Genomic DNA, 11,461 nt, shown 5'->3' on the forward strand with positions numbered 1-11,461 from the left:
GCACGGCCGAGGATCCGGCTCACGTCCCGATCGGCCCCGGCTTCGAGGCCAGGTGCGACAACCCGTTCCAGGCCAGATTCACCAGGTGCGCCGCCACCGTCTCCTTGCGCGGCTTGCGCACCTCCAGCCACCAGCGGCCGGTCAGCGCCACCATGCCCACCAGCGCCTGCGAGTAGAGCTCCGCCAGCTTCGGATCGTAGCCCCGGATGGAGAACTCGCCCGCCAGGATGTGTTCCACCTGGTGCGCCACGTCGTTCATCACGCTGCTGAAGTTGCCCGTCGCGGACATCAGCGGGGACTCCCGGACCAGCACCCGGAAGCCGCTGGTCTCCTCCTCGATGTAGGTCAGCAACGTCAACGCGGCCTGCTCCAGCAACTCCCTCGGATGACCTGCGGTCAGCGCCGTGGTGATCCGGTCCAGCAGCGAGCGGACCTCCCGGTCCACCACCACCGCGTAGAGCCCCTCCTTCCCGCCGAAGTGCTCGTAGACCACCGGCTTGGAGACCTTGGCGCGCGCCGCGATCTCCTCGATCGAGGTCGCGTCGAAGCCCTTCTCGGCGAAGATCTGCCGGGCGATCGAGATCAGCTGCTCGCGCCGCTGCGTCGCGGACATCCGTACCCGGGAGGGCTTCGCCGCCGGCACGGGCCGCCGACGGGTGCGGTCGTTGCCGGAAACGTCGGTCACCCGTCCATCCTGCCAGGCGCGACGCTCGCGGTCAGACCGGCCGCTGTCGTACGCACGTTCTAATCTGCGCCGGTGACCGACCCCCTCGCCGCCGAGGCGCGGCGCCTACGCGTGGACGAGCAGCTCTCCGTCGCCGAGATCCGGGCTCGCCTGGGCATCGGCCGCGACCGGGTGTACGCGCTGCTGCGCGGCATCCCGCCGCCGGCGTGGACCCGCCGGCCACGCGCCCGGGACGACGCCCGTGCCGAAGCCCTGCGGCTGCGCACGGCGGGCCGGTCGGTCAATCAGATCGCGGTGCGGCTCGGGGTGGCGAAGTCGACCGCCTACCAGTGGGTGCGGCACCTGCCGCTGGATCCCGACGACGCGAGCGCGCAGCGGCGCCGCGAGCACTCGAAGGCGATGACGGAGGCGCGCTGGAGCGCGTACCGGGAGTCGCGCGACGCCGCACAGGCTGCGGAGCACGCCCGCGCCGCCGGTGTGGTCGGCGGTCTCGGCGAGCGGGACCTGCTGATGCTCGGTGCCGCGATCTACTGGTGCGAGGGAGTCAAGTCCAAGCCCTGGCGCCGGGCGGTGACAATCCAGTTCGTCAACACCGATCCGGGGTTGCTGGCCCTGTTCCTCCGATTCCTGGAGGTCTGCGGCGTGGACCGGACGGTGCCGACCTATCGCGTGAGCATCCACGAGTCGGCGGACGCCGAGGCCGCTGTGCGCTGGTGGGTGGCGCGGCTGCGGCTGCCCGCGGAGAGGTTTCGCCGTACGGTGCTCAAGCGGCACAACCCGACAACGGTACGGCGGAACACTGGCGACACCTATCACGGCTGCCTCGTGATCACCGTGCCCCGCAGTCGTGAGCTCTACTGGCGGATCGAAGGTATGATCGCCGAGCTGTTCCGGATCGCGGGCGAAGCGCAAGGGAAGACGCTGCTCCGTAGGTCTTGACATGGCGATGGGGTGTGGGGTAACGGCAACCCGCAGGCCTTTGGAGCCTTGAGCTCCTGGTTCGAATCCAGGCACCCCAGCTCATTCGTCGGATCGCTCTCGGGCGAACGGCGTTTGTGCGGCCGGATGCGAATTGTGGCGAGCCGCGTGGTTAGCATGACCGCGAGACTGTCGCCGTCCCGACGGGAGCCACGTCGTGTCCCAGCCCCACCTCCGCACCGTTGTCGTGCTCGCCGCCGGTGAGGGCAAGCGGATGAAGTCGTCCCTGCCCAAGGTGCTGCACCCGCTGCTCGGTCGTACCCTGCTCGGTCACGTCCTCGCCGCGGCCGGTCCGCTCGGCGCGGACCGCACCGTGGTCGTGGTCGGCCACGGCGCCGACCAGGTCAGGGAGCACCTGACCGAGGTCGCCCCGGGTGCCACGCCGGTGCTTCAGGAGCGCCAGCTCGGCACCGGCCACGCGGTCCGCATCGCGCTGGACGCGGTGCCGGACGCGACAGGCACCGTCGTGGTGATCAACGGCGACGTGCCGCTGCTGCGGCCGGAGACGGTCCAGGCGCTCGTCGAGGCGCACGAGGACGCCGCCGCGGCGGCCACAGTGCTGGCCGCCGAGGTGCCGGACCCGACCGGCCTGGGCCGGATCGTGCGGGACGTGCAGGGGCACCTGGAGCAGATCGTCGAGGAGCGCGACGCCACCCCCCAGCAGCGCGCGCTGCGGGAGATCAACGCGGGCATCTACGCGTTCGACGCGGCCCGGCTGCGGGAGGCGCTGGGCAAGCTCTCCACCGACAACGACCAGGGCGAGGAGTACCTGACCGACGTCTTCGCGCTGCTGCGCGACGCCGGTGAGCCGGTGGCGGTGCACTGCGCCGCCGACCACGTGGAGACGCTCGGCTGCAACGACCGGGTCGAGCTGGCCGCGCTGCGCCGGCTGCTGCGCGACCGGGTCAACGAGGGCTGGATGCGTACCGGCGTCAGCATCCTCGACCCGCACACCACCTGGATCGACGTGACGGTGACCGTCGAGCGGGACGCGGTGATCGACCAGAACACGCAGCTCCAGGGCGCCACGACGGTCGGCGAGGGCGCGCTCGTCGGCCCGGACACCACGCTCGTCGACACGGTGGTGGGGGCGGGCGCGAGCATCGTGCGCAGCCAGGCGCTCGGCGCCGAGGTGGGTCCGCAGGCGAGCGTCGGCCCGTACGCGTACCTGCGGCCGGAGTCGCGGCTGGGCCGCAAGGCGAAGGTCGGCACGTTCGTGGAGACCAAGAAGGCGTCGATCGGTGACGGGTCGAAGGTGCCGCACCTGTCGTACGTGGGCGACGCGACGATCGGCGACCACAGCAACATCGGCGCGGCGACCGTCTTCGTCAACTACGACGGAGTACGCAAGCACCACACCACCATCGGCAGTCACGCCCGTACCGGGGCGGACAACATGTTCGTGGCGCCGGTGCGGGTGGGCGACGGCGCGTACACCGCTGCGGGTTCGGTGATCACCGGCGACGTGCCGCCCGGTGCGATGGCGGTGGCGCGTGGTCAGCAGCGCAACGTGGAGGGCTGGGTGCTGCGCAAGCGGGCCGGCACGGAAGCCGCGGAGGCGGCGCGGCGGGCCGGTGAGGGTGCGCCGGACACGGGCGGCGCCGCAAGCGAAGGTGACTGACTCCACGGCGATCGCCGGGCCGTGGGTGGATCGCTGAACCGGGGGCATACTGCAACCGAACAGTCCCCGGCCCCACCGCCGCCGGGCACCACCGACATACGGGAGCAGACGGGCCCATGGGCAGCATCGTCGCCGAAAACCGCAAGAGCCTGATGCTCTTCTCCGGGAGGGGTTTTCCGGAGCTGGCCAAGGAGATCGGTGAGGTGCTCGGCGTCGCGCCGACGCCGGCCGACGCGTACGACTTCGCCAACGGCGAGATCTTCGTACGGTACAAGGATTCGGTCCGTGGTTCGGACGCCTTCGTGGTGCAGTCCGTGACGCACGGCGTCAACACCTGGGTCATGGAGACCCTGATCATGGTCGACGCGCTGAAGCGCGGCTCGGCCAAGCGGATCACCGTGGTACTGCCGTTCTACCCGTACTCGCGGCAGGACAAGAAGCACCGTGGCCGGGAGCCGATCTCGGCGCGGCTGATCGCGGATCTGCTGAAGACCGCCGGCGCGAACCGGATCCTGACGGTGGACCTGCACACCGCGCAGATCCAGGGCTTCTTCGACGGCCCGGTGGACCACCTGTTCGCGATGGACGTGCTGGCCGAGTACGTGGAGCACAAGTACGCGGGCCGGCCGATGACCGTGGTGGCGCCGGACTCGGGCCGGGTGCGCGTGGCCGAGCGCTGGACCGACCGGCTGGGCGGCTGCCCGCTGGCGTTCATCCACAAGACCCGCGATCCGCTCAAGCCGAACCAGGTGGTGGCGAACCGGGTGGTCGGTGAGGTCGAGGGCCGGGTGTGCCTGATCGTGGACGACATGATCGACACCGGTGGCACGATCACCAAGGCGGCGGACATCCTCAAGGAGCAGGGCGCGGCGGAGATCGTGGTCGCCTCGACCCACGCGCTGCTGTCCGACCCGGCGACGGAGCGGCTGAAGAACAGCCCGATCAGCGAGGTCGTGGTGACGAACACGCTGCCGCTGCCGTCGGAGAAGCAGCTGGACAAGCTGACCGTACTGTCGATCGCCCCGCTGCTCGCGCGGGCGATCCGGGAGGTCTTCGACGACGGCTCGGTGACCACCCTGTTCGGTGGCCTGAGCTGAGCGTGCGGTCCGGTCGCCGGGAGTTCCCGGCGGCCGGGCCGATGCCCTGCGGAACCGGCGGGGCGGTGATATGGGGGACTGCCGGAGAGCCGGGAAATCCCTCGGGTAGACTGGTGCGGTTGCCACGGCGAGGGTGCCCGGCGGGCTGCTGACAAGCACCGCACGGAGGCGCCGTCATCGACGCGGTGCTCCGGGCGGTCGTTCATGACCCTAGCCCCAGCGAGCCCCTCGCCCCAGCACCGCCAGACGACAAGCCGCCGCAGCGAAGCATCAGGAGTTTCCCCGTGTCCGAGGTAAAGATCAGCGCCGAGCCCCGTACCGAGTTCGGCAAGGGTGGTGCCCGTCGTACCCGCCGGGCCGGCAAGGTGCCCGCCGTGCTGTACGGCCACGGCGAGAAGCCCAAGCACATCGCGCTTCCGGCGCGGGAGTTCGCCGCCGCGATCCGCAAGGGCGGCGCGAACCAGCTCTTCGCGATCGAGGTCAGCGACGGCACCCAGGTGCTGGCGCTGCCGAAGGCGATCCAGCGTGACCCGATCAAGGACACCTTCGAGCACGTGGACCTGCTGCTGGTCCGCCGCGGCGAGAAGGTCACCGTCGAGGTCCCGGTCCAGCTGACCGGTGAGGCCGCGAAGGACACCCTGATCGTGCACGACCACGACACGCTGTCGGTGACCGCCGACGCGACCAAGGTGCCGGACCACCTGGAGGCGTCGATCGAGGGCGCCGAGCCGGGCACCACGATCACCGCTGCCGACGTCGAGCTGCCGTCCGGCGTCGAGCTGGCCACCGACGAGGAGACCGCTGTCGCCTCGGTGACCGCCGCTCCGACCGCCGAGCAGCTCGAGGCCACCCTCCCCGAGGTCGAGGAGGCCGCCGAGGAGGCCGAGGCCGAGGTCGGCGAGGAGACCGCCGAGGGTGCCGAGGGCGCTCCGGCCGCCGAGGGCGAGGAGGCCCCGGCCGAGGCGAAGACCGAGGCCTGACCGGTCCGCAAGGCTGTGCGACAGGCGTCCCCGGTTCCCGGGGGCGCCTGTCGGCGTATCGGGACGGCTGGTCGGGCGAGCGAGCGGGAAGGGGCGTCGGGTGACGGACGAGGCGGGACCGTGGCTGGTGGTCGGCCTGGGCAACCCCGGCCGGGAGTACGCGGGCAACCGGCACAACGTCGGGTTCATGGTGGCCGACCTGCTGGCGGCCCGGGTGGGCGCGAAGTTCGGGCGGCACAAGCGCGCGATGGCCGAGGCCGCCGAGGGGCGGCTGGGGTTCGGCGGCCCGAAGCTGGTGCTGCTGAAGCCGTTGACGTACATGAACCTCTCCGGCGGTCCGGTGGCCGGGCTGGCGCAGTTCCACAAGATCCCGCCGGCGCACGTGATCGCGGTGCACGACGAGCTGGACATCCCGTACGGGCAGGTGCGGGTGAAGTGCGGCGGCGGCGAGGGCGGGCACAACGGTCTGCGCTCGATGTCGAAGTCGCTCGGCACGAAGGACTACGTGCGGGTGCGGTTCGGCATCGGCCGGCCGCCGGGCCGGCAGGACCCGGCCGACTACGTACTTTCGGATTTCTCCCCGTCGGAGCGCAAGGAGCTGGAGTTCCTGGTGGACCGCGCGGCGGACGTGGTGGAGTCCGTCGTTCTCAAGGGCGTGGAACCGACGCAGAACCTCTACCACGGGGCTTGAGCGGCGATCGGTAGTCTGCGGCTCTGGTGACGGGAGCGGGTGACGGGAGCATCATGGGCAGTCCTCCGATGATCGACGGCGGGTTCGCCCGGTGGCTGGCGTCCCGGGCCGGTCAGGCGCTGACGGCCCTGCGCGCGGAGATGGGCTTCGCCGACGCGGGCGCGCTCCGGTCGGCCGGTGACAAGGTCTCGCACGACCTGATCCGCACCGAGCTGGCGAAGTGGCGGCCGGCGGACGCGGTGCTGTCGGAGGAGGACGAGGGCTCGCGGCTGGCCTGGACGGCGGAGGTGACGGACGCGGCGTTGTCGCGCCTGAACGCGGACCGGGTCTGGATCATCGACCCGGTGGACGGCACCCGGGAGTACGCGGAGGAGGGGCGCGCGGACTGGGCGGTGCACGTGGCGCTCTGGTCGCGTAACGCGTCGAGGCCGCACGGTCTGGTGGCGGGCGCGGTGGCGCTGCCGGCCCAGCACCGGGTGCTGGGCACGGACCACCCGCCGGCGTACCCGCCGATGACCGTGGAGGCGGCCACCGGGGGCGGCGCGCGGGTCATCCGGTTGGCGGCCAGTCGTAGCCGTCCGCCGGTTTTCCTGACCGACCTGGCAGAGGACGTCGGCGCTCATCTGGTTCCGATGGGCTCGGCGGGCGCGAAGATCGCCGCCGTGGTGACCGGCGAGGTCGACGCGTACATCCATGCGGGCGGTCAGTACGAGTGGGATTCGGCCGCTCCGGTCGCTGTGGCGACGGCCACCGGTCTGCATGCTTCCCGGATCGACGGTTCTGCGCTGAAATACAACGGGGCCGACCCGCGTCTACCGGATCTGCTGGTCTGCCGCAAGGATCTCGCGAGTCGGTTGCTTGCAGCGTTGCAGCGGCATTCCGGGTAACCTGAGCGTTCTTCTTCACGAGTCCGACCTGAAAGGTCTGGAATCCGATGTACGGATCCGTGCGAATCGAGTTCGTGTCATGACGTCCCCCGCCGCGTACCAGGTGTCGCACCTCGACGCGCTCGAGGCGGAGAGCATCTTCGTGATGCGCGAGGTCGTCGCCGAGATGGAACGGCCGGTGCTGCTGTTCTCCGGCGGCAAGGACTCGATCGTGATGCTCCGGTTGGCCCAGAAGGCGTTCGCGCCGGCCAACATCCCCTTCCCGGTGATGCACGTGGACACCGGGCACAACTTCCCCGAGGTGCTCGACTACCGCGATCAGCGGGTGGCCGAGCTGGGCCTGCAGCTCATCGTGGCGAGCGTGCCGGAGGCGCTGAACAAGGGCCTGGTCCGCGAGTCGGCCGACGGCATGCGCAACCGGATCCAGACGCCGGTGCTGCTGGAGGCGGTGGAGAAGCACCGCTTCGACGCGCTGTTCGGCGGCGCCCGGCGCGACGAGGAGAAGGCGCGGGCCAAGGAGCGGGTGTTCAGCTTCCGCGACGAGTTCGGCCAGTGGGATCCGAAGAACCAGCGTCCGGAGCTGTGGGCGCTCTACAACGGCCGGCACCACCCGGGCGAGTCGATCCGGGTGTTCCCGCTGTCGAACTGGACCGAGCTGGACGTCTGGCACTACATCGAGCGGGAGCGGATCCCGCTGCCGTCGATCTACTACGCGCACGAGCGCGAGGTGATCGAGCGCGACGGCATGCTCTACGCGGTGAACGAGTTCTTCCGGGCACGCGCCGGCGAGCAGCCGTTCAAGGCCCAGGTGCGGTACCGGACCGTGGGTGACGCCTCCTGCACCGCGGCGGTCCGCTCGGACGCCGACACGGTGGAGAAGGTGATCGAGGAGGTGGCCGCCACGCGGATCACCGAGCGCGGCGCGACCCGCGGCGACGACCGGGTCAGCGAGGCCGCCATGGAGGACCGCAAGCGAGAGGGCTACTTCTGATGAGCGTCGAGACCCTGGCCCCGGCCGAGAGCGAGACCGCGCGGCCGATGGACCTGCTGCGGTTCGCCACCGCGGGCAGCGTCGACGACGGCAAGTCGACGCTGATCGGCCGTCTGCTCTACGACACCAAGTCGCTGTTCAGCGACCAGCTCGCCGCCGTCGAGGCGGTCAGCGCCGCCCGTGGCGACGAGTACACGAACCTGGCGCTGCTCACCGACGGCCTGCGCGCCGAGCGGGAGCAGGGCATCACCATCGACGTGGCGTACCGCTACTTCGCCACGCCGCGGCGGAAGTTCATCATCGCCGACACCCCGGGGCACATCCAGTACACCCGGAACATGGTCACCGGCGCCTCCACCGCCGACCTGGCGCTGATCCTGGTGGACGCGCGTAAGGGCCTGGTGGAGCAGTCCCGTCGGCACGCGTTCCTCTGCTCGCTGCTGCGGGTGCCGCACCTGGTCCTGTGCGTGAACAAGATGGACCTGGTGGACTGGTCGCAGGAGGTCTACGAGCGGATCGCGGACGAGTTCACCGCGTTCGCCGCGAAGCTCGACGTGCCGGACCTGACGGTGGTGCCGGTCTCCGCGCTGCAGGGCGACAACATCGTCACCCGCTCGGAGAACATGCCCTGGTACGAGGGCCCGTCGCTGCTGCACCACCTGGAGCGGGTGCACATCGCCTCGGACCGCAACCTGGTCGACGTGCGGTTCCCGGTGCAGTACGTGATCCGGCCGCAGTCCACCACCGTCACCGACTACCGGGGTTACGCCGGTCAGGTGGCCTCGGGCGTGCTCAAGCCGGGCGACGAGGTGATGGTGCTGCCGTCGGGCTTCACCAGCCGGATCGCCGCGGTGGAGACCGCCGACGGCCCGGTGGACGAGGCGTTCCCGCCGATGTCGGTGACGGTCCGGCTGACCGACGAGCTGGACATCTCCCGCGGCGACATGATCTGCCGGCCGAACAACGCCCCGACGCCCGTGCAGGACATCGAGGCGATGGTCTGCTGGATGGACGAGACGCGGCCGTTGCAGGTCGGCGGCAGGTACGCGATCAAGCACACGACCCGCTCGGCGCGGGCGATCGTGCGCGGGCTGCACTACCGGCTGGACATCAACTCGCTGCACCGCGACGAGACGGCCGGTGAGCTGAAGCTCAACGAGATCGGCCGGGTCCGGCTGCGCACCACGGTTCCGCTGCTCGCCGACGAGTACCGGCGCAACCGCACCACCGGTGGCTTCGTCATCATCGACGAGTCGACGAACCGTACGGTCGGCGCCGGCATGATCGTCGAGGCCGGCTGACGCACGTGACGAGAAGGCCCCCGGCGCTGCGCCGGGGGCCTTTCGCGCTCAGTCCAGGCGGGTGACGCCGCCGGCCGGGAGCACGGTGAGCGTGCCGGGTGCGGTGAAGCCGCGCTTCGCGTACGCCTGGGTGACGGCGGCCGCCACCGCGTCGGCGGCGCCGGCGTCGACCAGGGCGAGCACGCAGCCGCCGAAGCCGCCGCCGGTCATCCGTGCGCCGTACGCCCCGGCGGCCAGCGCCGCCTCGACCGCGGTGTCGATCTCCGGCACGGTGATCTCGAAGTCGTCGCGCATGGAGGCGTGCGAGGCGGTCAGCAGCGGACCGGTGTCGCGGACCCGCCCGGCGCGCAGCAGCGCGACGGTGTCGAGCACCCGCTGGTTCTCGGTCACCACGTGCCGGACCCGGCGGCGGGTCTCGTCGTCGTCGAGGCGCGCCAGCGCGGCGTCGAGATCGGCGACGTCGACGTCGCGCAGCGCGGTCACGCCGAGCGTCGCGGCGGCCCGCTCACAGCTCTTGCGGCGGGCCGCGTACTCGCCGTCCGCGTGCCGGTGCGGGGCCCGGCTGTCGATCACCAGCACGGCCAGCCCCGCGCCGTCCAGGTCGAACGGGATCTGCTCGACGTCCTCGGTGCGGCAGTCGAGGAACAGCGCGTGCCCGGCCCGGCCGCGGATCACCGCGGACTGGTCCATGATCCCGGTGGGCGCGCCGACGTAGTCGTTCTCGGCCCGCTGGGCGAGCCGCGGCCACCGCCCGGCGGGCAGGTCGAGCCCGCCGAGGTCGACAAGGGCGGCCAGCACCGCCGACTCGATCGCCGCCGACGAGGAGAGCCCGGAGCCGACCGGCACGTCGGAGGCGACGGCGAGCCGCGCGCCCGGCACGTCGTGGCCGTCGGCGCGCAGCGCCCACACCACCCCGGCCACGTAGGCGGCCCACCCGTCGACCCGGCCGGGCTCGTCGGCCTCCGCCGCGCCGAACTCGACCGGTTCGTCGTCGAGTTCCGACCAGACGGTCCAGCGTCCGCCGGGGGCGGGCGCGGCGGCGACCACGGTACGCAGCGGCAGCGCGAAAGGCAGCACGAAGCCGTCGTTGTAGTCGGTGTGCTCACCGATCAGGTTGACCCGGCCGGGAGCCGCCCAGCGGCCCGCCGGCTCGGTGCCGTACCGCTGCCGGAAGCCGGCGGTGGCGCGGTCGGCGACGGTCATGAGGGCTGCCTCGCGACGTGGGCCCGGTAGAACGCCCAGGCGTCGCCGACCATGTCGTGCAGGGTCGGCTTGGCCGGCGTCCAGCCCAGCTCGTCGTGGGCCAGCGCGGAGGACGCGACCAGCTCGGCCGGGTCGCCCTCGCGGCGGGGGGCCACCTCGACCGGCACCGGGTGCCCGGTGACCTCGCGGACCACGTCGACCACCTGGCGGTTGGTGAAGCCGTTGCCGTTGCCGAGGTTGTAGATGCGGTGCCGGCCCGGGGTGGCCGCGTCGAGCGCGAGCAGGTGGGCGCGGGCCAGGTCCTCGACGTGGATGTAGTCGCGGACGCAGGTGCCGTCGACTGTGGGGTAGTCGTCGCCGAAGAGCTGGAGCTTCTCCCGCCGCCCGGCGGCCACGTCGAGCGCGATCGGGATGAGGTGCGTCTCCGGGTCGTGCCGTTCGCCGATGGCCAGCCCGTCGCGCAGGTACGCCCCGGCGACGTTGAAGTAGCGCAGCGAGACGGCGGCCAGGTCGTGCGCGATCGCCTCGGAGGTGAGCGCCATGTCGACGGCCAGCTTGGTGGCGCCGTAGGTGCTGGTGGGCGCCTTGACGGCGGTCTCCGGGATGGGCAGCTCGGTGGGGTTGCCGTAGACGGCGGCGGTGGAGGAGAAGACCATCCGGGGCACCCGGGCGGCGCGGACCGCGTCGATGAGCGCGATCGAGCCGACCGTGTTGGTGTGCCAGTACAGCTCGGGACGGATCATCGACTCGCCGGCGGCGATGAGGGCGGCGAAGTGCAGCACGCCGTCGAACCCGGCGTCGGGGGTGAGCACCTGGGCGGCCTCGTGCACCGGCAGCTCGACATGGGTGGCGTCGGGGGCGAGGGCTTCCCGGTGACCGGTGCGCAGGTCGTCCAGCACGGTCACCTGGTGGCCGTGGTCGAGCAGCATCCGGGTCACCACGCTGCCGATGTAGCCGGCGCCGCCGGTGACGAGCAGTTTCACGTCGGTCCTCCTGCCTGGGCCGCGTCCCGCGGCGGCCGTCCCGC

The 11,461-nt window shown here is 71.6% G+C and carries 10 protein-coding genes, 1 tRNA gene and 1 pseudogene; 9 read left to right on the plus strand and 3 right to left on the minus strand.

Going from position 1 to position 11,461, the window contains the following annotated elements; genetic code table 11:
* Positions 1-19 precede the first annotated feature (19 nt).
* Complete coding sequence (locus tag O7611_RS01895) at positions 20-685, minus strand: TetR/AcrR family transcriptional regulator (protein ID WP_194798668.1); 666 nt, start codon at positions 683-685, stop codon at positions 20-22.
* Positions 686-757: 72 nt separating this feature from the next.
* Here O7611_RS01895 and O7611_RS01900 point away from each other — a divergent pair, with 72 nt between their 5' ends.
* The 9 genes and pseudogenes from O7611_RS01900 (at position 758) to O7611_RS01940 (ending at position 9,231) form a co-directional block, all read left to right on the plus strand.
* Complete coding sequence (locus tag O7611_RS01900; protein ID WP_269696101.1) at positions 758-1,624, plus strand: helix-turn-helix domain-containing protein; 867 nt, start codon at positions 758-760, stop codon at positions 1,622-1,624.
* A gap of 8 nt (positions 1,625-1,632) precedes the next feature.
* A tRNA-Gln gene (locus tag O7611_RS01905) sits at positions 1,633-1,704 on the plus strand.
* A gap of 116 nt (positions 1,705-1,820) precedes the next feature.
* A pseudogene (gene glmU / locus O7611_RS01910) lies at positions 1,821-3,344 on the plus strand (bifunctional UDP-N-acetylglucosamine diphosphorylase/glucosamine-1-phosphate N-acetyltransferase GlmU); the annotation flags it as partial.
* 56 nt (positions 3,345-3,400) lie between these two features.
* Entirely contained in the window at positions 3,401-4,381 is a 981-nt protein-coding gene (locus tag O7611_RS01915; RefSeq protein ID WP_013283956.1) for a ribose-phosphate diphosphokinase, read from the plus strand.
* Positions 4,382-4,665: 284 nt separating this feature from the next.
* On the plus strand, positions 4,666-5,361 hold the full coding sequence (locus O7611_RS01920; RefSeq protein WP_194798666.1) for a 50S ribosomal protein L25/general stress protein Ctc: 696 nt from the start codon (positions 4,666-4,668) through the stop codon (positions 5,359-5,361).
* A 100-nt stretch (positions 5,362-5,461) separates the two neighbouring features.
* A complete protein-coding gene (gene pth / locus O7611_RS01925; protein ID WP_269696102.1) occupies positions 5,462-6,052 on the plus strand; it encodes an aminoacyl-tRNA hydrolase in 591 nt (196 codons plus the stop codon).
* Positions 6,053-6,105: 53 nt separating this feature from the next.
* Positions 6,106-6,939, plus strand: a complete 834-nt coding sequence (locus O7611_RS01930; RefSeq protein WP_269696103.1) for an inositol monophosphatase family protein — start codon at positions 6,106-6,108, stop codon at positions 6,937-6,939.
* 79 nt (positions 6,940-7,018) lie between these two features.
* The gene (cysD, locus tag O7611_RS01935; RefSeq protein ID WP_013283960.1) at positions 7,019-7,930 is read left to right on the plus strand and encodes a sulfate adenylyltransferase subunit CysD; all 912 of its coding nucleotides are present in this window, start codon (positions 7,019-7,021) and stop codon (positions 7,928-7,930) included.
* Positions 7,930-9,231, plus strand: coding sequence for a sulfate adenylyltransferase subunit 1 (locus tag O7611_RS01940; RefSeq protein WP_194798664.1), 1,302 nt, complete (start codon positions 7,930-7,932; stop codon positions 9,229-9,231). The genes cysD and O7611_RS01940 overlap by 1 nt, the downstream gene beginning before the upstream one ends.
* Before the next feature lie 48 nt (positions 9,232-9,279).
* Here O7611_RS01940 and galK read toward each other — a convergent pair whose 3' ends face one another.
* Entirely contained in the window at positions 9,280-10,434 is a 1,155-nt protein-coding gene (gene galK / locus O7611_RS01945) for a galactokinase (protein ID WP_269696104.1), read from the minus strand.
* On the minus strand, positions 10,431-11,417 hold the full coding sequence (galE, locus tag O7611_RS01950) for a UDP-glucose 4-epimerase GalE (RefSeq protein ID WP_269696105.1): 987 nt from the start codon (positions 11,415-11,417) through the stop codon (positions 10,431-10,433). The genes galK and galE overlap by 4 nt, the downstream gene beginning before the upstream one ends.
* Positions 11,418-11,461: the final 44 nt, after the last annotated feature.

Origin of the sequence: Micromonospora sp. WMMC273 (assembly GCF_027460285.1) — a bacterium.
In the GTDB taxonomy this organism is placed as follows: domain Bacteria; phylum Actinomycetota; class Actinomycetes; order Mycobacteriales; family Micromonosporaceae; genus Micromonospora; species Micromonospora aurantiaca.

Bases quoted from the DNA above. Each gene is read 5' to 3' on its own strand.
- O7611_RS01930 (WP_269696103.1), top strand. From the start codon at position 6,106: ATGGGCAGTCCTCCGATGATCGACGGCGGGTTCGCCCGGTGGCTGGCG.
- O7611_RS01915 (WP_013283956.1), top strand. From the start codon at position 3,401: ATGGGCAGCATCGTCGCCGAAAACCGCAAGAGCCTGATGCTCTTCTCC.
- cysD (WP_013283960.1), top strand. From the start codon at position 7,019: ATGACGTCCCCCGCCGCGTACCAGGTGTCGCACCTCGACGCGCTCGAG.
- O7611_RS01940 (WP_194798664.1), top strand. From the start codon at position 7,930: ATGAGCGTCGAGACCCTGGCCCCGGCCGAGAGCGAGACCGCGCGGCCG.
- galK (WP_269696104.1), bottom strand. From the start codon at position 10,434: ATGACCGTCGCCGACCGCGCCACCGCCGGCTTCCGGCAGCGGTACGGC.